The organism is Micromonospora sp. NPDC051296, from assembly GCF_040682255.1.
In the GTDB taxonomy this organism is placed as follows: domain Bacteria; phylum Actinomycetota; class Actinomycetes; order Mycobacteriales; family Micromonosporaceae; genus Micromonospora; species Micromonospora craterilacus.
In genome coordinates this window covers 1-22,573 of the sequence record NZ_JBFBAO010000017.1, presented here as the reverse complement: position 1 = coordinate 22,573, position 22,573 = coordinate 1, and the positions used below count along the sequence as shown (strand labels likewise).

Below are 22,573 nucleotides of genomic sequence, written 5' to 3'. Positions count from 1 at the left end.
ACCATCGAGTTCACCGAGATCACGCTGGTCCGGTACGGGCCGTCGACCTGCCGGTGCAACAGCCCCATGTGCAGCGGGTTCGAGGCACCGTGCACGGCATAGCAGGCGAAGAAGGCGACCAGCACCCCGACCGGCCCGGCGAGCAGGGCCATGCCGACCACGGTGGCCCCCTGCACGATGCGCAGCAGGGCGGCACCGGGTGCGGCGCCGAGCCAGCGGATGAGCAGCGGGGTGAGCGCCGCGCCGCCGGCGGAGGCGAGCCACGCCACGGTGCTGCTGGGGCCGAGCAGGGCGGCGGCCCGGTCGGCGTCGCCCACCACCTCGGCCAGCCGGACCGGCAGCAGGTTCTCGAAGGTGACCATGCCGAAGCCCCAGAACAGCTCGACCGCCACCAGCGCGAGCAGCACCCGGGAGCGGCGCAGCAGGCCGAGCGCCTCGCCGACCATCCGCGGGGCGCTGCGGATCGAGGCCCGCAGCGCGCCGGGCCCAGCCGCCGGCCGCTGCTCCACCAGCAGGGTCACCAGCGCCGCCAGGTAGACCACCTGGAACACGGTCGCGGCCACCACCGGCACGGTGAGGGCGCTGAGCGGGCCGATCGGGCCGAGGGCCACCAGGCCACCGCTGAGCAGCGCGCCGGCCGCGATGCTCAGGCCCAGCACCGTGCCGCCCTGGCCGAGCCCCTTCTCGTACGCGGCGTCCGGGTCGGCGGCCAGGGTGCTGTCGACGTACCACGACTCCAGTGGGCCGCTGTCCAGGGCGCGGAACACGCCCTGCAACGCCCAGACGGCGACCAGCAGGGCGAACGAGTCCGCCACCACCAGCAGGGCCACCGAGGCGAGGTTGACCGCGCTGGCCACCAGCAGCACCGGCTTGCGGCCCAGCGCGTCGGCGAACCCGCCGGTCGGCAGTTCCAGGGCGAGCACCATCACCCCCTGGGCGGCGACGGCGAGGCCGATCTGGGCCAGGGTCAGGCCCCGCTCCTGCATGAGCAGGATGAAAATCGGGATCATCAGCCCGACCGGCAGCCAGCGCAGCCCGTGCAGGACCAGGTAACGGTGCCGGACCTGGCGTACGGACAGGGCGCTCATCGCTTCTTTCCCGTCAGCAGCGGCAGGGCGGCGTAGAAGACCAGCACCTGCTCGGTGCCGGGCTCGCCCGGGTCGGCCTCGGCCCGGTAGCGCTCAAGGACCTGCCACAGCTCCGCCTGGAGCTCCTTCAGGCGGGTGGACGGGATGGTCATGAAGGCGTCGCCCATGCCCAGCGCATCGCGCCACTCGGGTGACCACTGGTCGCGTACGGCGAACCACCGCTCGGCGTGTTCGACGAAGAGGCGCACCTGCTCGGACTGGATCCACTCCACCGCGGCCCGGGCGTCCGGGTCGTCGTCGAAGTCGGTGTTCTCCCAACTCGTCACGTCGTGTGCGGCCCGCCACCAGCGCTGCCGCCCGGTGCCCCGGTCGGGTTCCTCGACGACCAACCCGACCTCGGCCAGTTGGCGCAGGTGGTAGCTGGTCGCGCCGGTGTTGGTGTCGAGCAGCTCGGCGAGGGTGGTGGCGGTGGCCGGCCCCTCCACCCGCAGCGCGCCGAGCAGCCGGGTGCGCAGCGGGTGCGCCAGGACGCGGACCTGCCGGTGGTCGATCCGGACCTGCCGCGGAGCTGGTCGCTTCTCCTCATCTCCCATGGATGCACAATAGCTGTGCACATTTCCTATGCACAAATTCTGTGCATAGGAAATGTGCGGGTGCGTGACGGGCCGAAGCGGGTGCGCGACACCCCGGCGAGGGCGCGCTGGTGGATCAGGCAGAGAGCAGTTCGGTGGCGCCCCGCAACCGGGTCCGGAGCAGGCCGGTGGCGCGCGTGGAGTCGAGGCGTACCTCGATGGGGCGGACCAGGCCGGAGTCGGCGGCGGTGGTGGTCTTCAGGGCGGCCGGGTCGAGGCCCGTCCGGCGGGCCACCAGCAGGCCCAGTTCCGCCCGGCTGACCGCGTCCGGGCCGGCCACGTTGAGCAACCCGGCGTAGCCGGACGGCACCAGTTCGAGCACGGCGGCGGCGAGGTCCGCGACGTCGACCGGGCAGCGGAGTTCGTCGGTGAACAAAGCCGCCCGCCCCGCCAGGGCCTCCCGGCAGAGCTGGATCTGCGGACTCCCCTCCCCCAGGATCAGCGAGGTACGCACCAGCGCGGCGGCCGGGTCGATCGCCCGCACCGCGGTCTCGGCGGCGGCCTTCGCCGCGCCGTACGCGAAGACCGGGGTGGGCGGTTCGTCGTCGGCGTACGCCTCGGGGCGCCCGGCGTGCAGCGCGTCGCTGGAGATGTGCACCAGCCGCGCCCCCGCCTCGGCGGCGGCGTACGCGATGTGCGCCGCCCCGTCGGCGGTGACCGCCCAGTCGGCGTACCGGTAGGGGGTGGCGACCACGGCGTCGGGGCGTGTTGCGCGAACCAACGCCCGCACGGCGGACCGGTCGGTCACGTCGAGTCGGCGCGCCTCGACGCCCGACACCCCGACGGAGCCCGAGTGGTACGTCCCCACCACCGACCACCCGGTGGAGACCGCCTGCCGGCACACCTCCCGCCCGAGAAACCCGCTACCCCCGACCACCAGCAGCCGCATCGGCTCCCCTCCCCTCCCCACCACTACGCCGATCATGAAGTTAGCGGGGCGACACGCCGAAGCGCAGCCCCGCCAACTTCATGATCGACAGCGATAAGGGACGGATCAGGTCGGGTCGGCGACCGGGGCGGCCGGGCCGGCGGTGCCGGTGTGGGGGGCCTGCTGCGGCTTGGGCTTGGCATCGATGCCGGCCTCGGCGCGCTGCTGAGCGGTGATCGGGGTGGGAGCGCCGGTGAGGGGATCGAAACCGCCCCGGGTCTTCGGGAAGGCGATCACCTCGCGGATCGAGTCGGCGCCGGCGAGCAGCATGCAGACCCGGTCCCAGCCGAACGCGATGCCGCCGTGCGGGGGCGGGCCGTAGCTGAACGCCTCCAGCAGGAAGCCGAACTTGTCCTGCGCCTCCTCCGGCGTGATGCCGAGCAGCTCGAAGACCCGCTGCTGCACGTCGCGCCGGTGGATACGGATCGAGCCGCCGCCGATCTCGTTGCCGTTGCAGACGATGTCGTACGCGTAGGCCAGGGCCCGGTCCGGCGCCTCCTCGAACCGGTCGACCCACTCGGTGTTCGGCGAGGTGAACGGGTGGTGCACCGCCGTCCAGCCACCCTCGTCCGTCTTCTCGAACATCGGCGCGTCGACCACCCAGCAGAACGCCCAGGCGCTCTCGTCGACCAGGCCGGACCGCCGGGCGATCTCGATCCGGGCCGCGCCGAGCAGCTCCTGCGCCTCCCGGGTCTCGGCACTGGCGGCGAAGAAGATCGCGTCGCCCGGCTTGGCGCCGACCGCGTCGGCCAGCCCGGCCAGGTGCTCGGCCGACAGGTTCTTCGCCACCGGCCCGCGCGCCTCGCCCGTCTCGGCGTCGAGCACCACGTACGCGAGCCCCTTCGCGCCGCGCGCCTTGGCCCAGTCCTGCCAGCCGTCCAGCTCCTTGCGGGTCTGCGCCGCACCGCCCGGCATGACCACCGCGCCGACGTAGCCGCCCGCGTCGATCGCGCCGGCGAAGACCCGGAACTGGGTGCCGCGCAGGTAGTCGGTCAGCTCGGTCAACTCGACGCCGTAGCGCAGGTCGGGCTTGTCCGACCCGTACCGCGCCATCGCGTCGTGCCAGGTGATCCGCGGGATCGGGCGGGGGATCTCGTACCCGGCCAGGTCGGACCAGAGGGCCGCGACGATCGCCTCGCCGAGGTCGATCACGTCGTCCTCGGTGACGAAGGACATCTCGATGTCGAGCTGGGTGAACTCCGGCTGGCGGTCGGCCCGGAAGTCCTCGTCGCGGTAGCAGCGGGCGATCTGGTAGTAGCGCTCCATGCCGCCGACCATCAGCAGCTGCTTGAACAGCTGCGGGGACTGCGGCAGCGCGTACCAGCTGCCGGGCTGCAGGCGCACCGGGACCAGGAAGTCGCGGGCACCCTCCGGGGTGGACCGGGTCAGCGTCGGGGTCTCGATCTCGAGGAAGTCCCGCTCGTGCAGCACCGTCCGGGCCAGCTGGTTGGCGCGCGAGCGCAGCCGCATGGCCCGGGCCGGGCCGCTGCGGCGCAGGTCGAGGTAGCGGTACTTGAGCCGGATGTCGTCGCCGGCGACCACCTGGTCGTCCACCGGCAGCGGCAGCGGGGCCGCCTCGGAGAGCACCTCCAGCTCGGCCGCGGTCACCTCGACCTCACCGGTGGGCAGTTCCGGGTTCTCGTTGCCCTCGGGCCGCCGGGTCACCTCGCCGGTGACCTTGACGCAGTACTCGTTGCGCAGCGCGTGCGCGTCCTCCTCGCGGAACACCACCTGGACCACGCCGGAGCCGTCCCGCAGGTCGACGAAGATGACCCCGCCGTGGTCGCGCCGGCGGGACACCCACCCGGCCAGCGTCACCGTGGTGCCGGCGTCCGTCGCGCGCAGGCTGCCGGCGTCATGGGTACGGATCACGACGTGCGTCTCCCTCGTCTGCTCTACGTCTCTGCTCCCGGCATTCTGTCAGCACGCACCCGCTCGCGTTCCCCGGGTGTAAGGAAGGGCCCCCTCTTAACGCCTGAGGTAGAGGAAGGGCCCCTTGTTAACACTCACGGACAGGCGGGCGGGCCGCCGGAGGAGGAATCCGGCGGCCCGCTGGCAGAGGAGCAAGGTCGGTGGTGCGGGAGAGGATCAGTAGACGCTGACGCCGTAGCGGCTCAGCACCGGACCGACCGGCTGGAAGTACGTGGTGCCGCCGCTGGTGCAGTTGCCGCTGCCGCCCGAGGTCAGGCCGAGCGCGGTGGAGCCGCTGAACAGCGAGCCGCCGCTGTCACCCGGCTGGGCGCAGACGGTGGTCCGGATCAGGCCGCGGACCTGACCCTCGGCGTAGTTGACCGTGGCGTTGAGCGCGGTCACCGAGCCGCTGCGCACACCGGTGGTGCTGCCGGAGCGCGTCACCGACTGGCCGACGTACGCGTTGCCGGACGCGGTGATGTCACGGTAGGTGCCGTTGTAGAGGTAGACGTTGCCCGGCTGCACGACGCTCTGGTTGCTGTAGCGCACGATGCCGTAGTCGTTGCCCGGGAAGCTGGTGCCGGCGCGGGTGCCCAGCAGCGAGGTCTGCGCCGAGTTGCTGTACCAGTTCGTGGCGATGTTGGTGCAGTGCCCGGCGGTGATGAAGTAGTAGGTGCTGCCGGCCCGCACGTTGAAGCCGAGCGAGCAGCGCCCGCCGCCCTGCGCGTAGATGGCCTCGCCGCCCGAGATGCGGGTGCTCAGCACGCCGGCCTCGGCCTCGATGCGCACCGCGCCGTTGGTACGCGCGGCGGCGGCCTTGACCCGCTCCAGCTTCGCGCCGGTCACCGTGCTGTCCACGGAGACGACGACCTGGTTGGTGGCCGCGTCGGTCCACCAGGCGGTGCCGGGGATCGCGGCGGAGCGGTCCAGCTCGGCGGTGGCCCGGTTCAGCTCCGCGGCACCGCGCTTGACGATCTTCGGGGTGGCGCCGGCGGTGGCCACCTGGCGGGCCGCGACGGCGTCGGTCACCGCGACGACCATCTTGCCGGCGGAGTCGGCGTAGGCGCCGGCGGCACGGTCGCCGAGCCGCTCGGCGAGGGCGGCCGCGGCGTCGGGTGAGGCGGACGCGGGTGCCGCCTGGGCAGGCGCGCCAGCCAGCACGCCGGCGACCAGAGTTCCGGCCGCGGCGACGGTGACGACGCGGCGCAGCATTGACCTTGTGGGTCGCATGTAACAGCCTCCCGGATGGGGGTTTGGGGCCCTGTCACGGCGACAGGGGCGGGGGCAACTCAGCCACCTGGGGAAATGACCAAGCGAGGGCAAGTATTCACATATTTAAGATCGTAAGCAAGGCCACCCTTTGCCCGAATTTCATCTCCCGGCGGGCGTAATCTCTGCGCAACATTGTGGACACAGAAGGTCATCTATACGCTCTGGTCACCGCCACAATCCGGCAACCGTGAACCGGAGGCCACCATGACCCTCGTCCGACGCACGCTGGCCACCCTCGCCGGCGTCACCGCCCTCGTCCTGCTCGCCACCAGCCCGGCCGTGGCCGATCCCGGCCCGCCGCCGACCTCGATGGCGAGTCTCGGTGACTCCATCACCCGCGGCTTCAACGCCTGCGGGTGGTACGTCGACTGCACCAGCCGTTCGTTCAGCACCGGCGACTACTCCACCGTGAACAGCCACTACCTGCGCATCCGCGCGGTCAGCCCGGGCATCAACGGCCGCAACAACAACGCCGCCCGCACCGGGGCGAAGTCCGCCGACCTGTACGGCCAGGCCGGCACCGCGGTCAGCCAGGGGGTCGGCTACGTCACCATCCTGATCGGCGCGAACGACGCCTGCACGAGCTCGGAGTCGACGATGACCTCGGTGGCCGCCTTCCGGGCGAACATCGACTCCGCCCTGAACCGACTCAAGACCGGCCTGCCGAACGCCCGGGTCTTCGTGATCAGCATCCCGGACGTCCACCGGCTCTGGTCGGTCGGCAAGGACAGCGGCAGCGCCCGCACCGCCTGGTCGCTCTTCGGCATCTGCCAGTCCATCCTGGCCAACCCGACCTCCACCGCCCAGGCGGACGTCGACCGGCGCAACCGCGTCCGGCAGCGGGTGATCGACTTCAACGGCCAACTCGCGGCAGCCTGCACGGCGTACGGGTCGAACTGCAAGCACGACGGCAACGCCGTCTTCGGCTACCCGTTCACCCTCGCCCAGCTCTCCGGCTGGGACTACTTCCACCCCAACGCCACCGGCCAACAGGTCCTCGCCGCCGTCTCCTACCCCGCCGGCTTCGCCTGGTAGTCCCCGCCCCGCCCCGTCATAGCGGCGATCTTGCACTTTCCGTCGGCCCGAACCGGGACATCAGACCCATAACGGCGACCGAAAGTGCAAGATCGCGGGAAGGTAGGGGGGTCAGCGGGGGTGGGCGCCGGGGCCGGGGCGGGGGATCACGTCTCGTGGATCGGCGACGTGGTGTCCGGCGGCGCAGTGCAGTTCGACGCGGATCTCGGCGCCGCAGTCGCGGTGCCCGACGCTCAGCGGCGGACCCTCCGGGTCGGCGAGGTACCGGTCGCCCCAGGCCAGCACGGCGACCAGCACCGGCCAGAGGTCGAGCCCCTTGGCGGTCAGCCGGTACTCGTGACGCAGCCGGGTGCCCGGCTCGCGGTACGGCTCGCGGCGCAGCACCCCCTGGTCGACCAGGGTGGCCAGCCGGTTGGTCAGCACCTGCCGGGGAATGCCGGTACGCACCCGCATGTCGTCGAAGCGGCGGACCCCGCTGAACACCTCGCGCAGCACCACCAGGGTCCACTTCTCGCCGAGGATCTCCATCGCACGGGCGACGGTGCAGTTGTCGACCGACCAGTCCAGGGCCGCGGGTCTCATGCCCGAGAGGCTAGGTCTGATTGACAGACTCAGCAACTGTTGACAGGCTGAGTCCATGACGCAGACGCAGGATTCGGCGCGCAGCCGCACCTTCTCCTGGTCCGATCCGGGCATCAACGCCGCGCAGATCGGCCGGCGCAGCGGGCTGGAACTGCTCCGCGCGATGATCGCCGGCGAACTGGCCGCCCCGCCGGTGATGCACCTGATCGACATGGCCCGGATGGAGGCCGACGAGGGCCGGGTCGTGGTCGAGCTGGTGCCTCAGGAGTTCCACTACAACCCGCTCGGCACGGTGCACGGCGGGGTGATCTCCACGCTGCTCGACACGGCCGCCGGGTGCGCCGTGCACACCACCCTGCCGGTCGGCGTCGGCTACACCTCGCTGGACCTGAATGTGAAGTTCCTCCGACCGGTCACCGTCGACTCCGGCACGCTGCGCTGCGAGGGGACCGTGGTGCAGAGCGGCCGCCGGACCGCCCTGGCGGAGGCCCGGCTGACCGACGCGCGGTCCCGCCTGGTCGCCCACGCCACCTCCAGCTGCCTGCTGCTGCCCCTGGAGTCCCCCGCCGCCTGACCGGCCCCACAGCCGCCGAACCTCGCGGCCTGGTCACGAAACGCTATGGCCGGCGGGGTCGCTGAAGCCGCCCCGGGTGCGGAGGTCGTCGAGAGAGCCAGCGACCACCGCGCCCGGGGCTCAGCGGATCGCCGCACCCGGGCCGCGCGTCTGCGCGCATCACCGCTTGGAAAGGCCGGCAATAGGACTGGCGGGGCTGTGGCGCACCCTGCCTCGCTCCGCCGTCCTACTGCCGGTCTCTTCTGCGGAACAGTGCCGCCCGCCCCGAGTGCCGGCGTCACCATCCGGCCGCGACGTCGACACCGGGCCGACCGGAGGGGGCACGGCTCAGCTCACCAGCGGCTTGAGATCCTCCCGAAGGGGCGTCCACTCCCCCGCCGCGGCGACGATCTGCTCGCCGGAACGGATGTCCTTCACCTCGTCGGCGGCGCCGTCCGCGCCCGGGAACCAGACGTACGGGATGCGGCGCCGCTCGGCGTACCGGATCTGCTTGCCGAACTTTGCCGCGCTCGGCGACACCTCGGTCGGGATGCCCCGCGAGCGCAGCCCCTCGGCGACCCGGTTGCTGGCCGCCCGCAGCTCCTCGTTGGTCACCGCCACCAGCACGCAGGTCGGCACGTCCCGCGACACCGACAGCGCGCCGGTGCCGAACAGCAGCCCGAGCAGCCGGGTCACCCCGATCGAGATGCCGACCCCGGGGAACCGGGCCGCTCCCGAGCTGGCCAGGTTGTCGTACCGGCCGCCGGAGCAGATCGAGCCGAACCGCTCGTACCCGATCATCTGCGTCTCGTAGACGGTGCCGGTGTAGTAGTCCAGGCCCCGGGCGATCCGCAGGTCGGCGACGCAGAGGCCGGGCGAGTGCGCGGCGGCGGTCTCCACCACCCGGACCAACTCCTCGACGCCCTCGTCGAGCAGCGGGTGGCTCACCCCGAGCGCGCGCACCGCGTCGGCGAAGGAGGCGTCCGGCGCGGAGATCTCGGCCAGGGCCAGGCACGCCTTGGCCTGCGCCTCGCTCGCCCCGGCCGTGGCGGCCAGCAGCTCGGCCACCTTCGCCGGGCCGAGCTTGTCGAGCTTGTCGACCGCGCGCAGCGCCGCCTCCGGGTCGTCCAACCCGATGCCCCGGTAGAAGCCCTCGCAGATCTTGCGGTTGTTCACCTGGATCCGGACCGGTGGGATCGGCAGCGACCGCAACGCGTCGCCGATAACCAGCGGCATCTCCGCCTCGTGGTGCGGCGCGAGGGTGTCCCGGTCGACGATGTCGATGTCGGCCTGGAGGAACTCGCGGTAGCGCCCCTCCTGCGGCCGCTCACCGCGCCACACCTTCTGGATCTGATAGCGGCGGAACGGGAACTGGAGCTTGCCGGCGTTCTCCAGCACGTACCGGGCGAACGGCACGGTCAGGTCGAAGTGCAGGCCGAGCGCGTCGTCACCGGCCGGGCCCTCCGGGTCACCCTGCAACCGCCGGATCACGTAGACCTCCTTGGAGGTCTCCCCCTTGCGCAACAGCTGGTCCAGCGGCTCGACGGCCCGGGTCTCCAGGGGGGCGAAGCCGTACAGCTCGAACGTGGACCGGATCCGGTCGAGGACGCACTGCTCGATCATCCGCTGGGCGGGCGTCCACTCCGGGAAGCCGGAGATGGGCGTGGGCTTGCTCATGATGCTCCTTCAACACCCGCGCCGGGCGCGGGGAGGTCGTGGTTCGCGGCGGCTACAGGCCGCGGGTGGGGGCCGCCGGTCGCGCGCCGCCCATCCCCGCCACCTCGGCGAGGTACGGGTTGGTGGCACGCTCGCGGCCGATGGTGGTCGCGGGGCCGTGGCCGGGCAGCACGACGGTGTCGTCGGCCAGCGGGAGGATCTTGTCCCGCAGGCTGGTGAGCATCGTCGGCATGCTGCCGCCCGGCAGGTCGGTGCGGCCGATCGAGCCGGCGAACAGCACGTCGCCGGAGAGGCAGATCTGCTCCGCCTCCCAGGGCGAGCCGGCGCCGGGCAGCCGGAACAGCACCGACCCGCCGGTATGGCCGGGCGCATGGTCGACGGTGATCTCCAACCCGGCGAGGGCGAGCGTCGTACCGTCGGCCAGCTCGGCGACGTCCTCCGGCTCGGCGTACGGCAGCCGGCCGCCGAAGAGCTGGGTGAGGTCCATCGACAGCGTCTTCGCCGGGTCGGCCAGCAGTTCCCGGTCGTCCGGGTGCACGTACGCGGTGATCCCACGCGCCCCGCAGACGGGCGCCACGGAGAAGGTGTGGTCGAGGTGCCCGTGGGTGAGCAGGACCGCGGCCGGGTGCAGGCGATGCTCGGCGAGCAGCGCGTCGAGCCGGTCGATCACCCCGATGCCAGGGTCGACCACCACGCACTGTTCCCCAGCGCCAGCGGCGACCACGTAGCAGTTGGTGCCGAAGGCGTCCGCGGGAAAGCCGGCCACGAGCACGTCCGCTCCCCTTCCGTCGAGCTGTCCTCTTCGGCAGCCTAACCGGCGGCCCCGGGGGGCTCCGGCGCATCCGTCCCAACCGCCCCAATGGGCACTGATGCCCCCCGATGCACGTGGGGGCCGACCTAGTACACGACTTTCCCAGCCGGTACCCGTACACTCTGGCGGGCGTGTGGCGTGGCGCACCTGCCGGCCCGACAGGTACGCGACCACCGGCTGACGACCAGGGTAGAGGAAAGGGGAGCACGGGTGGCTTCCAGCAGGGACCGGCAGCGCAAACTGGCGCGGGCCAAGCTCGACCGGCAACTGGCCCGCCGGGCCTCCGCCGCCAAACGTCGTCGGCAGATCCGGGCCGGCGTCGGCACCGCCCTGATCCTCGTGCTGGTGATCGCCGGCTCGGCGTGGGCGCTGGGCGCCTTCGACCGCGAGCCGGACGAGAACACCGCCGCCGACGAGGTCTGCCTCTGGACCCCGCAGAACACCGCGGGCAACAGCAACCTCAAGGATGTCGGCGAGCCGGCCACCACCGGGCTGCCGATCACCGGCACCCGGCCGATGAGCATCGTCACCAACCAGGGCGCGCCGATCTCCGTCGAGCTGAACCTCGCCAGCGCCCCGTGCGCCGCCGCGAGCATCGCCCACCTGGCGAGCCAGTCGTTCTACGACAACACCAAGTGCCACGAGATCATGGCCGAGGGCGCGGTGCGCTGCGGCGACCCCAGCGGCACCGGCCTGGGCGGCCCGGCGTACTCGTTCTACGACGAGAACATGCCCAACGGCGCGGAGCCGTCCCCCTCGGCCAGCCCGGCCCCGGACGAGCCGCCGACGTACCCGAAGGGCACGGTCGCCATGATCGCGAACCCGCCGGGCGCCAACGGCAGCCAGTTCGTGATCTTCTTCAAGGACCACACCACCGCCGAGCCGAAGTTCCCGATCATCGGCCGGGTCACCGAGGGCCTCGACGTCGTGGAGAAGATCGGAGCCCTGCCGACCGTGGACAATGGGTCTGGGGAGAAGGTCAAGCCGAAGGACGACGACGTGGTCATCCAGAGCCTGACCGTCGGTGAGCCGGTGCTGGATCCGGCATCGCCGGCCGACCCCAACCCAACGGGTACGCCGAGTTCGGCGGCTTCGGGCGCGCCCGAAGCCAGCGCGAACGCCAGCTGACCCACCCGGCAGGCCGGCCCCAGCGCCGACTGAACCAAGACACGGGTCTCACCACCCGCAGCGGCATCCACAGACAGTCCAGGAGGATCGAGGCGTGACGTCCACCAGAGAGCGGCAGCGCGCGGCGGCCCGCGCCCGGCTCGAGAAGGAGATGGCCGAGCGGGCAGCCCGGGCCCGCAAGCGCCGCCAGACGCAGGCGGTCGTGGGGGCAGGCGTGGCCCTGCTGCTGGTGGTCGCCGGCACGGCCTGGCTGGCCACCAACCTGATCGGCGACGACAGCGGCACCGACAACGTCGCCCAGAACGCGAACTCCGTGGAGTGCGGCTGGGTCGAGATCCCGGCCGGCGAGCGGACCCCGACGACCAAGGACGTCGGGCTGCCGAACACCCAGCAGAGCCAGGTGGGCAGCCAGACCCTGACGATCACCACCAACCTCGGCCCGATCACCGCCAAGATCGACCAGTCGGCGGCGCCGTGCACCGCGGGGAGCTTCATTCACCTGGCCGAGAAGAACTTCTTCGACAACACCAAGTGCCACCGGCTGGTGACCGAGGGCATCAAGGTGCTCCAGTGCGGCGACCCGAGCGCCACCGGTAAGGGCTGGCGGGAGACCGACGGCACCGGCGGCCCGAGCTACCGCATGCCGGAGGAGAACCTGCCGACCGACAAGCGGCCGCCGTACCCGGCCGGCGTCATCGCCATGGCCAACTCCGGCCAGCCGGCCAGCACCGGCAGCCAGTTCTTCATCGTCTACGGCGACTCCCCGCTGGACCCGAACTACACGGTGCTCGGCACCATCACCGGCGGGATGGACATCGTGACGGACGTCGCGGCCGCCGGTGACGACGGCGCGTTCGCCCAGCAGGCCGGCGGCGGTCACCCCAAGAAGGAGGTCGTCATCACCGACCTCACCATGGCCGCCGCGTAACCCGCCCGACCACCCGAAAGCGCCCGCCGGCCAAGCCGGCGGGCGCTTTCGTGTCGGGTGGGGTGGGTCAGGCGCCGGAGGTGACGCGGTAGGCGTCGAAGACGCCGTCGACCTTGCGGACCGCGGCGAGCAGGTGGCCGAGGTGCTTGGGGTCGGCCATCTCGAAGCTGAACCGGCTGACCGCCACCCGGTCGCGGGTGGTGGTGACAGTGGCGGAGAGGATGTTGACCCGCTCGTCGGAGAGCACCCGGGTGACGTCGGCGAGGAGCTTGTGCCGGTCGAGGGCCTCCACCTGGATGGCGACCAGGAACGTGGAGGCGGAGGTGAGCTTCCAGTTCACCTCGACCACCCGCTCACCCTGGGCGCGCAGGTCCTCGGCGTTGGCGCAGTCGTCGCGGTGCACGCTGACCCCGCCGGAGCGGGTCACGAAGCCGAACACCGAGTCCGGCGGCACCGGGGTGCAGCAGCGGGCCAGCTTGATCCACACGTCGCTGACCCCGCGGACCACCACACCCGGGTCGTGGCTGCTCGCCCGGCTGCGCGGCGGCCGGGTCGCGACGGCGGTCTCGGCGATGTCCTCGGCCGCGCCCTCCTCACCGCCGTAGGAGGCCATCAGCTTCTGCACCACGGACTGCGCGGAGACCTGGCTGTCACCGACTGCCGCGTACAGCGACGCCACGTCGGCCAGGTGCAGGTCCCGGGCGATCGCCATCAACGCGTCCGAGGTGAGCATCCGCTGCAACGGCATGCCCTGCTTCCGCATCGCCTTGACGATCGCGTCCTTGCCCTCCTCGATCGCCTCCTCGCGGCGCTCCTTGTTGAAGTACTGCCGGATCTTCGTGCGCGCCCGCGGGCTCTTGACGAAGCCCAGCCAGTCCTGCGTCGGGCCGGCCGTGTCGGACTTCGAGGTGAAGATCTCGATCACGTCGCCGTTGGACAGCGTCGACTCCAACGGCACCAGCTTGCCGTTGACCCGCGCCCCGATGCACTTGTGCCCGACCTCGGTGTGCACCGCGTACGCGAAGTCCACCGGCGTCGACCCGGTCGGCAACGGGATGACGTCGCCCTTCGGGGTGAAGACGTACACCTCCTGGCTGGACAGGTCGAACCGCAGCGCGTCCAGGAACTCGCTCGGGTCCGCCGCCTCCCGCTGCCAGTCCAGCAGCTGCCGCAGCCAGGTCATCTCGTCGATGTGCGCCGGCGGGCCGACGATCTGGGTGCCCTTGTGCTCCTTGTACTTCCAGTGCGCCGCGATACCGAACTCCGCCGTCCGGTGCATCGCGTACGTCCGGATCTGCATCTCCACCGGCTTGCCGGTCGGCCCGATCACGGTCGTGTGCAGCGATTGGTACATGTTGAACTTGGGCATCGCGATGTAGTCCTTGAACCGGCCCGGCACCGGCTGCCAGTTCGCGTGGATGACCCCCAACGCGGCGTAGCAGTCCCGCACCGTGTCGACCAAAATCCGCACACCCACCAGGTCGTAGATGTCGTTGAAGTCCCGACCCCGCACGATCATCTTCTGGTAGATCGAGTACAGGTGCTTCGGCCGACCGGTGGTCTCCGCCTTGATCTTCGCGGCCTTCAGGTCGGTCTGCACCTTCTGCGTCACCTGCCGCAGCAACGCCTCACGCTGCGGCTGGTGCTCCCCGATCAGCCGGTTGATCTCCTCGAACCGCTTCGGGAACAACGTCCCGAAAGCCAGATCCTCCAGCTCCCACTTGATCGTGTTCATACCCAGCCGGTGAGCCAGCGGGGCGAGGATCTCCAGCGTCTCCTTCGCCTTCTGCTCCTGCTTCGGCCGGGGCAGGAAGGTCAGCGTACGCATGTTGTGCAGCCGGTCGGCCAGCTTGATCACCAGGACCCGAGGGTCCTTGGCCATGGCGACGACCATCTTGCGGATCGTCTCCGCCTTGGCCGCGTCACCGAGCTTGACCTTGTCCAGCTTCGTGACGCCGTCGACCAGCAGGGCGACCTCGCCACCGAAGTCCGCGCGCATCTGGTCGAGGGTGTACTCGGTGTCCTCGATCGTGTCGTGCAGCAGCGCGGCGACCAGGGTGGTGGTGTCCATGCCCAGGTTGGCGAGGATGGTCGCCACCGCGAGGGGATGGGTGATGTACGGGTCGCCGGATTTGCGGTACTGACCCGAGTGCCAGCGCGCCGCGGTGTCGAAGGCCCGCTGCAACAGCCGGGCGTCGGCCTTGGGGTGGTTCTCCCGGTGCGACGAGATCAGCGGCTCCAGCACCTCGCTGACCTGCGACGACTGCCACGGCGCGTTGAACCGGGCCAGCCGGGCCCGAACCCGGCGTCCGGTGGGCGCGTGGGACAGGGCGAAGCCACTGCTGGGCGACGGGTCGGCGACGGCCTCGAGGGGTACGACGTCGGCGCTCGCGGTCGTACGGGCCACGTCGCCGGTGGGCCGTGCCACGCCGGATCCGTCGCTCGACGCCGGGGCGGCGCCGTTGCGGTCGGTCACCGAGCCGTCCGCATCGCCTGTCGGGTGCACCGTGCCCTCCACCGGAGGGGCGACATCGTGGGACACCGGCCTCCTCACCGCTCGCCGGGAATACGCCGACCGTGCGCCGGCCGGCCTGGTCTCGCGCCTTTCGGACGGGTCACCGCCCGGTCAGCAATGGGCAATGCTACCCGCACCGGGGGTGCCGTGCCGCTCCGCCGGACGGACCGTGCCGGGTCCGTCCGGCGGCGGCGTCGTCTCAAACAGTCAGCAGGGCATGGACGGGACGCGGTGCCAGCCGGTCACGACCGCCGAGGAAGGACAGCTCCAGCAGCACGGTGAAACCCGCCACGGTGCCACCGGCCCGCTCCACCAGGTCCAGCGTCGCCGCGGCGGTGCCTCCGGTGGCGAGCACGTCGTCAACCACCAGCACGCGGTGGCCGGCGGTGAAGGCGTCCTGGTGCACCTCCAGGGTGGCCTCGCCGTACTCCAGCTCGTAGGAGGCGGCGTAGGCGGGGCGGGGCAGCTTGCCGGCCTTGCGCACCGGCACCACACCGACCCCGGTGGCGTACGCGATGGCCGCGGCGATCACGAAGCCCCGCGCCTCGATGCCGACCACGGTGTCGAAGGACTCCCGCCCGTGGAACGCGACGATCCCGTCGATCACGTCACGGAAGGCGTCACCGTCGGCGAACAACGGCATCAAATCCTTGAACATGACGCCGGGCTTGGGGAAATCGGGCACGTCGAGCACCCGGCTGGCCACCAGCCGGGCCGCCTCCGGGCCGCTGTCTCCGCGTACCCCGGTGCTGTGGGTCTCCGTCACGGCAGTACCGCTCCCCTTCCACACGACGACGGCGTCCGGCACGCTGCTCGCACAGCATGCCGGACGCCGTCCGTACCGTTCCTACCGGGTCGGCCCCGGCGGGGTCAGCGCCGCTTTCCGGCGCCCGGGCGGTTGCCGCCGGGGCGTCCGCCCCGGGCACCGCCGGAGCGCTTGCCGGCCGGCCGGGCGCCCACCTTGGGGGCGGCGGCACCGGCCAGGGCAGCGGCCCCGGCCTCCTCCGCCGCCACCGGCTCCACCTGCTCCTCGACCCGCTCGGTCCGACGCGAGGTGCTCTTGCCGGCCGGGACCTCGCCGCGCGCCACCGCCGCCCGCCGGGCCTCCACCCGCTTGTTGTGCGCCGCGATCCGCGGGTCGCGGTTCTTGAGCACCACCAGCAGCGGGGTGGCCAGCAGGATCGAGGTGAGGAACGCCATGGCCATACCGACGAACAGCACCAGGCCGAGGTCCTTCAGGGTGCCCGCGCCGAGCAGGCCGGCACCGATGAAGAGGATGCCGCCGACCGGCAGCAGCGCGACCACCGAGGTGTTGAGCGACCGCATCAGGCTCTGGTTGACGGCCAGGTTGGCCGCCTCGCCGTACGTCTGGTTGTTGTTCGCGGTGATCCCTCTGGTGTTCTCCTGCACCTTGTCGAAGACCACCACCACGTCGTACAGGGCGAAGCCCAGGATGGTGAGGAAACCGACGATCGTCGACGGAGTGACCTCGAACCCGACGATCGAGTAGATGCCGGAGGTGAGGGCCAGGTTCATCACCAGGGAGAAGATGGCCGCGATCGCCATGTTCAGCTCGAAGCGCAGGATCAGGTAGACCGTCACCAGCGCGATGAAGATGACCAGGCCGAGCAGCGCCCGGTTGGTGACCTGGCTGCCCCACGCCTCGCTGACCCGGTTGGCGCTGATCTGGTCCGGGTCGATGCCGAACCGTTGGGCCACGTCGACCCGGACCGCCTCGGCCTGCTCGGAGTTGAGCTGGGTGGTACGCAGCTCGTAGAACTCTCCGCCGGCCCCGCCGACCTTCTGCGCGGTGACCACGTGGGCGCCGCCGCCCGCGGTGGTCAGCGACTGGTTCGCCGTGGCCTCCGCGTCCTGCATGGTGCCGACGCTGGTGGGAATCTGGAACGAGTTGCCGCCTTCGAACTCGATGCCGAGGCTGAACCCACGGAACACCACGCTGCCCAGCGCGATCACCACCAGTACGGCGGCGATGGAGAACCACAACTTGCGCCGACCGACGATGTTGAGGCCGGCCTCGCCTCGGTAGAGGCGGCTTGCCAGACCAGTCTCAGCAGCCATCTCAGGCCTCCTTGGCGCGCGGGTTGCGGGACGGGGACTGCTCCGACGACCGGGCCGGCAACGCCCGCCCGAGGCCACTGACCCGCGGGGACAGGAACGCCTTGCTGCGGGCGAGCATCGTCATGATCGGGTGCCGGAACAGGAAGACCACGAGCAGGTCGAGCACCGTGGCCAGGCCGAGGGCGAAGGCGAAGCCCTTGACCGTGCCGACCGAGACGATGTAGAGCACGACGGCCGACATGATCGTGATGGCGTTCGCCGAGATGATCGTCCGGCGGGCCCGGACCCAGGCCCGGGGGACCGCGCTGCGTGGGCTGCGCCCCTCCCGGATCTCGTCCTTTAGTCGTTCGAAGTAAATGACGAACGAGTCCGCCGCCACACCGAGCGACACGATGATGCCGGCGATACCGGCGAGGGTGAGCGTGAAGCCGATCTGCCGGCCGAGCACCACCAGGGCGCCGAAGAGCAGCAGGGCCGACATGACCAGGCTCAGGAAGATCACCGAGCCGAGCAGGCGGTAGTAGAAGAACGAGTAGATGATGACCAGCAGCATGCCGATGCCGGCCGCGAGCAGGCCGGCCCGCAGGTGGCTGGCGCCCAGGGTGGCGGTGACGTTCTGCGATTCCTGTGCCTGGAAGGTGACCGGCAGGGCGCCGTAGTTGAGGTAGCCGGCCAGCTCGGCGGCCTCGGCGTTGGTGAAGTTGCCGGTGATCTGCGAACTGCCGACCAGCACGCCCTGGATCTGCGGCGACGAGATGATCTGGTTGTCCAGCACCACCGCGACCCGGCACTTGCCCTCGTCACCGAGCGCGGACGCGTCGCAGGCCTGGCCCTCATTGTTGAACGCCTCGCGGGTCAGGGCGGTCCACTTGTCCCCGCCGGAGCGGGTGAAGTCCAGGCTGACCACCCACTGGCTGGTCTGGTCACGCACCGCGCTGGCGTTGCTGACGTCGGTGCCGAGCACCTTCGCCACGTCGAGCAGGTTCTTGGCGTAGCCGCCCTCACAGGCGACGGCCGGCTGGTCCTTGTTGGAGATGGACGCCGGGGGCCGGTCGTCGAGCTGGAGGCAACCGATGGTCGGCACGTTGAACTGCATCTGCGCCGGCAGCACCGCGACCTCGCGGCCGCTCAGCTCGGCGAAGGGCTTGAGCTTCTCGGCCAGCGACGGGTCGGCGGTGAGGTCCGCCGGCGCCTGGAGGGCGTTCGCGGCGGCCCAGGCCTCCGCGCCCACCTTCTGCTCGACGGCCCGGCGCTGTTCCTCGACGCTCTGCGGCACCGGCTCCTCGCTCGCGGCCGGCGACGGAGTGGCGCTCGGGGTCGCGGACGGGGTGGGAGTCGGGGTCGGCGCGCTGCCGCCCTGGCCGCCGGCCGACGGCGAGGAGGTGGCCTCGGCGTTCGGCGTGGGGCTCGCGCTGCCGGACGGGCTCGGGCTGCCCGTGGGCGTCGGCGCGGCGCTCTCGGTCGGCGCGGGCGCCGGGAGCGCCCCGCTGCCGTCGGCGATCTTCAGGACCTTGCGGAAGCGCAGCTCGGCGGCGTTGCCGACCTCGCTCAGGTCGCGGTTCTCGCCGGGCAGGGAGACGACGATGTTGCGGTCGCCCTCGGTGACCACCTCGGCCTCGGCCACGCCGTAGGCGTTGACCCGGTTCTCGATGATCTGGCGGGCCTGTTCGAGGTTCGTCGCGGTCGGCGCCCGGCCGTCGAGCGTGTTGGTCGCCTCCAGCGTCAGCCGGGTACCGCCGACCAGGTCAAGACCGAGCCGGGGCTCAAGCCGATCCTTCCAGCCACCGCTGGCACCGCCCGAGAAGAACACCAAAAGATAGAGGACGACGAGGATGCCCCCCAGCACGGCCAACTGCCGTCCTGGGCGCATCTGTCCCTGAGGTGGTGCCACGGCTGTCCTGTCTCCCTGTACGGTCGCGCCGCCGCTGGCGCGGCGGCGGGTCGGCCGGGTTCCCGGCCGACGATCTGCCTACCGACGGCGCCCGGGTTGACGCCGCCGCCTCGGCGGGTCAACGCGGGCGCGTGGACCGCCGAGCCGGCGCGCCGACGCCCGGCGTCGGCCATCTATCCAGTTGTCTCACCGCGCATATCGAGCGCGGCCACCCGCCGGGGACACATGCGGGCGCCGCCCCACCCGAGCGGCCGGCAGGCCGACGGCCCGGGTGGGTGCGATGCTCAGTCCTTGACGGCGTCGGTTTCCTCGGCCGCCGACTCGACGGGCTGCTCCGCCTTGGTGACCACCCGGGCGATCGCCGGACGGGCGTAGCGGGTCTGCACTCCGGGGGCGATCTCGAGCAGGACGCTGTCGTCCTCGACACCGGTGACCGTGCCGTAGAGCCCGCCGATGGTGACCACCTCGTCGCCTGCGGAGAGGCCGGACTGCATGGACTCTGCCTCGCGGCGGCGCTTCTGCTGCGGGCGGATCATCATGAAGTACATGACGCCGAAGAGCAGAGCGATCATGAGGATCGGCGTGAAGCCTCCCGCTCCGCCGCCTTCTGCTGCGTAAAGCACGGTTGTCGACCTTCCCATTGGCCGCCGGTTCCGGAGCGTGAGCACCGGAGCGGAGGCGGATTTTCACATCCTGTACAGACCGCGGCGAGTCTAGTCGCTGTATCTGGGAACGCCGAATGCGGCACAGATCACGTTCGGATCACGGCTCGCCGGTGTCCACGGAGAAGAGATCGGGCGCGGGAGGAGCTTCGGCCGCAAATGTACCATTCGGCGGGGTGCGTCCCAGGTGATGCCAGGCTGCCTCGGTCGCCACCCGGCCCCGAGGCGTACGGGCCAGCAGGCCGGCCCGCACCAGGAACGGCTCGCAGACCTCCTCCACCGTGTCCGGCTGCTCCCCCACCGCAACAGCCAGGGTCGACAGCCCGACCGGGCCACCCCGGAACGAGTCGACCAGCGCGGTCAGCACCGCCCGGTCGAGTCGGTCGAGCCCGAGCGCGTCCACGTCGTACACGGTCAGGGCCGCGCGGGCCGTGTCGACCGTGACCACGCCGTCGGCGCGCACCTCGGCGAAGTCCCGCACCCGGCGCAACAGCCGGTTGGCGATCCGGGGCGTGCCCCGGGACCGGCCGGCGATCTCCGTCGCCCCGTCGTCGGTGATCGGCACCCCGAGAATCCGCGCCGACCGGTGCAGCAGCGCCTCCAACTCGGCCGGGGCGTAGAAGTCGAGGTGGGCGACGAACCCGAAGCGGTCCCGCATGGGACCGGTCAACAGACCGGCCCGGGTGGTCGCGCCCACCAGCGTGAACGGCTCGACGTCCAGCGGAATGGCGGTGGCGCCCGGCCCCTTGCCGACCACCACGTCGACCCGGAAGTCCTCCATCGCGCTGTAGAGCAGTTCCTCCGCCGGCTTGGCGATCCGGTGGATCTCGTCGATGAAGAGCACGTCGCCCTCGGCCAGGCTGGTCAGGATCGCGGCCAGGTCACCGGAGCGTTCGATGGCCGGACCGCTGGTGACCCGGATGCCGGTGCCCAGCTCAGCCGCCACGATGTTGGCCAGGGTGGTCTTACCCAAGCCTGGCGGGCCCGACAGGAGAATGTGGTCGGGCGGTGCGCCACGCCGCATCGCGCCCTTCAGCAGCAGGTCGAGCTGGTCGCGAACGCGGTGCTGGGCGATGAACTCCGCCAGCCGCTTCGGCCGTACGCTGACCTCGGCGTCCCGCTCGGCGTCGGCCACGTACGCCGAGACCAGTCCGCCGTCGGACCCGGTCATCGGGTCCGGCCCAGCAGCCGGATGGCCTGCTTGAGCAGCACCGGCACCGGCGGAGTGGCACCGTCGACGGTCTCGGCGACGGCGGCCACGGCCTGATCGGCCTGACCCGCCGTCCAGCCGAGCCCGATCAACGCCTGGCGGACCTGCTCCGGCCAGGCGCCGCCGGTGACCCCGGCCGCGCCGTCGGCGCCCACCGGGACCGGACCGATCCGGTCGCGCAACTCCAGCACCAGACGCTCGGCACCCTTCTTGCCGATCCCGGGAACCCGGGTCAGCGCCGCGGTGTCGGCGTTGGCGATCGCCTTGCGCACGGCGTCCGGGGTGTGCACGGCGAGCACCGCCTGCGCCAGCCGCGGGCCGACCCCGCTGGCGGTCTGCAACAGCTCGAACAGCGACTTCGCGTCGTCGTCGGCGAAGCCGTAGAGGGTGAGCGAATCCTCCCGGACGACCAGGCTGGTGGCCAGCCGGGCCGGCTGACCGACCCGCAGATCGGCGATGGTGCCGGGGGCGCACTGCACGGCCAGGCCGACCCCGCCGACCTCGATCACCGCGTGGTCCGGACCGGTGGCGGTCACCATGCCACGCACACTCGCGATCATCTCGCTCCTCCTCGTCGCACCCGGTCCGCCGCGGCGGCCAGCTTCGACCGCGTGCCGCCGCGCCACACGTGGCAGATGGCCAGCGCGAGGGCGTCCGCGGCGTCGGCCGGCCGCGGTGGCTCGGGCAGCCGCAGCAGCCGGGTCACCATCGCGGTCATCTGCGCCTTGTCCGCCTGACCGGAGCCGGTCACCGCCGCCTTCACCTCGCTCGGGGTGTACGTCTGCACCGGCAGCCCGGCGCGCGCCCCGGCCAGCACGGCGATCCCGCTGGCCTGGGCGGTGCCCATCACCGTACGCACGTTGTGCTGGCTGAACACCCGCTCGACGGCCACACTGTCCGGCCGGTGCTCGGCGACCAGGTCGGTCAGCGACCGGTCCAGGTGCAGCAGGCGCGTCGGCAGCTCGTCGGCCGGATCGGTGTAGACGACGTAGTAGGCGACCAACGCGCAGGGCCGCCCGGGCACCCCCTCGACCACGCCGACCCCACACCGGGTCAACCCCGGGTCGACGCCGAGCACCCGCACGCCGCCTCCTCCCAGCCCGCCGAGCAGTACGTGTGTTCGACACCCTACCGATGCCGCCGACACGCCGCGCCGCGGGACACGCCCACCACGGAGCCGCGTTCCCGCATCGTCACGTCGGCGCGGCCCTGATGTCGCCGCCGACCACATAGTGCCGTGTGAGTATGTGCCGCAACCCCATGTGCGCCCGGCCACACAGCTCGTAACTTCTTGCGCCATGACGGCAGAACCAGTGGCGGTCCCCCACGTCGTGAACGTCGACCTCGCCGGCCGTACCGCCCTCGTGACGGGCGGCGGCAGCGGCATCGGCCGGGCCTGCGCCCTGCGGCTGGCCGCGGCCGGCGCGAGCGTGCTGGTGGTCGACCGCAACGTCGAGGCGGCCAAGCTGGTGGCCGCCGAGGCCGGCGGCCGGGCCGAGGGCGTGGACCTGGCCGACGTCGAGGCGGTGGACCGGCTCGACGCCGATGTGGACATCGTGGTCAACAACGCCGGCCTGCAGCACGTCGCCCCGATCCAGGAGTTCTCCGTCGAGCGCTTCGAGTACCTGCACCGGGTTTGGAGCCAGATGTGACCATCGCACGACTGCCTGC

Annotated in this window: 20 protein-coding genes and 1 pseudogene; 5 read left to right on the top strand and 16 right to left on the bottom strand. The window is 71.6% G+C overall.

The annotated features are described in order from the left end of the window. The 5 genes from AB0M52_RS03620 to AB0M52_RS03600 all read right to left on the bottom strand — a co-directional run. The coding region (locus AB0M52_RS03620; RefSeq protein ID WP_363948394.1) for an MFS transporter at positions 1–1,088 on the bottom strand (1,088 nt) is incomplete at its 3' end. Beyond that, positions 1,085–1,681 carry a helix-turn-helix domain-containing protein gene (locus AB0M52_RS03615; protein WP_363948391.1) on the bottom strand — a complete coding sequence of 199 codons (597 nt, stop codon included), beginning with the start codon at positions 1,679–1,681 and terminating at the stop codon, positions 1,085–1,087. The genes AB0M52_RS03620 and AB0M52_RS03615, both read right to left, overlap by 4 nt. Before the next feature lie 115 nt (positions 1,682–1,796). Then, entirely contained in the window at positions 1,797–2,609 is an 813-nt protein-coding gene (locus AB0M52_RS03610) for a sugar nucleotide-binding protein (protein WP_363948388.1), read from the bottom strand. A gap of 105 nt (positions 2,610–2,714) precedes the next feature. Next, positions 2,715–4,520 (bottom strand): aspartate--tRNA ligase, encoded by a 1,806-nt coding sequence (aspS, locus tag AB0M52_RS03605; protein ID WP_363948385.1) that lies wholly within the window; start codon positions 4,518–4,520, stop codon positions 2,715–2,717. A gap of 216 nt (positions 4,521–4,736) precedes the next feature. After that, positions 4,737–5,789: a S1 family peptidase gene (locus AB0M52_RS03600; RefSeq protein ID WP_363948382.1), complete on the bottom strand. Its 1,053-nt coding sequence runs from the start codon at positions 5,787–5,789 to the stop codon at positions 4,737–4,739. Positions 5,790–6,035: 246 nt separating this feature from the next. Here AB0M52_RS03600 and AB0M52_RS03595 point away from each other — a divergent pair, with 246 nt between their 5' ends. Further along, positions 6,036–6,866, top strand: coding sequence for an SGNH/GDSL hydrolase family protein (locus AB0M52_RS03595; RefSeq protein WP_363948380.1), 831 nt, complete (start codon positions 6,036–6,038; stop codon positions 6,864–6,866). Between the two features lie 111 nt (positions 6,867–6,977). Here the strand turns inward: AB0M52_RS03595 and AB0M52_RS03590 are convergent, their stop codons facing one another. After that, positions 6,978–7,448: a helix-turn-helix domain-containing protein gene (locus AB0M52_RS03590; RefSeq protein WP_363948377.1), complete on the bottom strand. Its 471-nt coding sequence runs from the start codon at positions 7,446–7,448 to the stop codon at positions 6,978–6,980. A 55-nt stretch (positions 7,449–7,503) separates the two neighbouring features. Between AB0M52_RS03590 and AB0M52_RS03585 the strand changes: the two genes are divergently transcribed. Next, positions 7,504–8,022, top strand: coding sequence for a PaaI family thioesterase (locus tag AB0M52_RS03585; RefSeq protein WP_363948375.1), 519 nt, complete (start codon positions 7,504–7,506; stop codon positions 8,020–8,022). 327 nt (positions 8,023–8,349) lie between these two features. Here the strand turns inward: AB0M52_RS03585 and hisS are convergent, their stop codons facing one another. After that, on the bottom strand, positions 8,350–9,678 hold the full coding sequence (gene hisS, locus AB0M52_RS03580; RefSeq protein WP_363948372.1) for a histidine--tRNA ligase: 1,329 nt from the start codon (positions 9,676–9,678) through the stop codon (positions 8,350–8,352). Between the two features lie 52 nt (positions 9,679–9,730). Then, complete coding sequence (locus AB0M52_RS03575) at positions 9,731–10,450, bottom strand: MBL fold metallo-hydrolase (RefSeq protein WP_363948369.1); 720 nt, start codon at positions 10,448–10,450, stop codon at positions 9,731–9,733. Between the two features lie 249 nt (positions 10,451–10,699). On the opposite strand from AB0M52_RS03575, the gene AB0M52_RS03570 reads away from it, so the two are divergent. After that, positions 10,700–11,617, top strand: coding sequence for a peptidylprolyl isomerase (locus AB0M52_RS03570; protein ID WP_363948366.1), 918 nt, complete (start codon positions 10,700–10,702; stop codon positions 11,615–11,617). 94 nt (positions 11,618–11,711) lie between these two features. Beyond that, positions 11,712–12,545 carry a peptidylprolyl isomerase gene (locus AB0M52_RS03565; RefSeq protein WP_363948364.1) on the top strand — a complete coding sequence of 278 codons (834 nt, stop codon included), beginning with the start codon at positions 11,712–11,714 and terminating at the stop codon, positions 12,543–12,545. Between the two features lie 67 nt (positions 12,546–12,612). On the opposite strand, the gene AB0M52_RS03560 is transcribed toward AB0M52_RS03565, so the two are convergent. From AB0M52_RS03560 to ruvC, 8 genes are all read right to left on the bottom strand, one after another. Further along, entirely contained in the window at positions 12,613–15,063 is a 2,451-nt protein-coding gene (locus AB0M52_RS03560) for a bifunctional (p)ppGpp synthetase/guanosine-3',5'-bis(diphosphate) 3'-pyrophosphohydrolase (RefSeq protein ID WP_363948432.1), read from the bottom strand. Positions 15,064–15,259: 196 nt separating this feature from the next. Next, positions 15,260–15,826 carry an adenine phosphoribosyltransferase gene (locus AB0M52_RS03555; protein ID WP_363948361.1) on the bottom strand — a complete coding sequence of 189 codons (567 nt, stop codon included), beginning with the start codon at positions 15,824–15,826 and terminating at the stop codon, positions 15,260–15,262. A 104-nt stretch (positions 15,827–15,930) separates the two neighbouring features. Then, positions 15,931–17,139 (bottom strand): protein translocase subunit SecF, encoded by a 1,209-nt coding sequence (gene secF, locus AB0M52_RS03550; protein ID WP_363948358.1) that lies wholly within the window; start codon positions 17,137–17,139, stop codon positions 15,931–15,933. 1 nt (position 17,140) lies between these two features. Further along, positions 17,141–19,030, bottom strand: coding sequence for a protein translocase subunit SecD (secD, locus tag AB0M52_RS03545; RefSeq protein ID WP_363948355.1), 1,890 nt, complete (start codon positions 19,028–19,030; stop codon positions 17,141–17,143). Positions 19,031–19,314: 284 nt separating this feature from the next. Further along, positions 19,315–19,653 carry a preprotein translocase subunit YajC gene (gene yajC / locus AB0M52_RS03540; RefSeq protein ID WP_363948351.1) on the bottom strand — a complete coding sequence of 113 codons (339 nt, stop codon included), beginning with the start codon at positions 19,651–19,653 and terminating at the stop codon, positions 19,315–19,317. 139 nt (positions 19,654–19,792) lie between these two features. Continuing rightward, positions 19,793–20,863, bottom strand: a complete 1,071-nt coding sequence (ruvB, locus tag AB0M52_RS03535; RefSeq protein ID WP_363948349.1) for a Holliday junction branch migration DNA helicase RuvB — start codon at positions 20,861–20,863, stop codon at positions 19,793–19,795. Continuing rightward, the gene (gene ruvA, locus AB0M52_RS03530; protein ID WP_363948346.1) at positions 20,860–21,462 is read right to left on the bottom strand and encodes a Holliday junction branch migration protein RuvA; all 603 of its coding nucleotides are present in this window, start codon (positions 21,460–21,462) and stop codon (positions 20,860–20,862) included. The genes ruvB and ruvA overlap by 4 nt, the downstream gene beginning before the upstream one ends. Continuing rightward, positions 21,459–21,986 carry a crossover junction endodeoxyribonuclease RuvC gene (gene ruvC, locus AB0M52_RS03525; protein ID WP_111216785.1) on the bottom strand — a complete coding sequence of 176 codons (528 nt, stop codon included), beginning with the start codon at positions 21,984–21,986 and terminating at the stop codon, positions 21,459–21,461. The genes ruvA and ruvC overlap by 4 nt, the downstream gene beginning before the upstream one ends. Before the next feature lie 214 nt (positions 21,987–22,200). Here ruvC and AB0M52_RS03520 point away from each other — a divergent pair. Then, positions 22,201–22,539 (top strand): annotated as a pseudogene (locus tag AB0M52_RS03520) (SDR family NAD(P)-dependent oxidoreductase); the annotation flags it as partial. Positions 22,540–22,573: the final 34 nt, after the last annotated feature.

Coding starts and splice junctions, on each gene's coding strand:
- AB0M52_RS03615 (WP_363948391.1), bottom strand. CDS start 1,681: ATGGGAGATGAGGAGAAGCGACCAGCTCCGCGGCAGGTCCGGATCGAC.
- AB0M52_RS03610 (WP_363948388.1), bottom strand. CDS start 2,609: ATGCGGCTGCTGGTGGTCGGGGGTAGCGGGTTTCTCGGGCGGGAGGTG.
- AB0M52_RS03600 (WP_363948382.1), bottom strand. CDS start 5,789: ATGCGACCCACAAGGTCAATGCTGCGCCGCGTCGTCACCGTCGCCGCG.
- AB0M52_RS03595 (WP_363948380.1), top strand. CDS start 6,036: ATGACCCTCGTCCGACGCACGCTGGCCACCCTCGCCGGCGTCACCGCC.
- AB0M52_RS03590 (WP_363948377.1), bottom strand. CDS start 7,448: ATGAGACCCGCGGCCCTGGACTGGTCGGTCGACAACTGCACCGTCGCC.
- AB0M52_RS03585 (WP_363948375.1), top strand. CDS start 7,504: ATGACGCAGACGCAGGATTCGGCGCGCAGCCGCACCTTCTCCTGGTCC.
- hisS (WP_363948372.1), bottom strand. CDS start 9,678: ATGAGCAAGCCCACGCCCATCTCCGGCTTCCCGGAGTGGACGCCCGCC.
- secF (WP_363948358.1), bottom strand. CDS start 17,139: ATGGCTGCTGAGACTGGTCTGGCAAGCCGCCTCTACCGAGGCGAGGCC.
- ruvB (WP_363948349.1), bottom strand. CDS start 20,863: ATGACCGGGTCCGACGGCGGACTGGTCTCGGCGTACGTGGCCGACGCC.
- ruvA (WP_363948346.1), bottom strand. CDS start 21,462: ATGATCGCGAGTGTGCGTGGCATGGTGACCGCCACCGGTCCGGACCAC.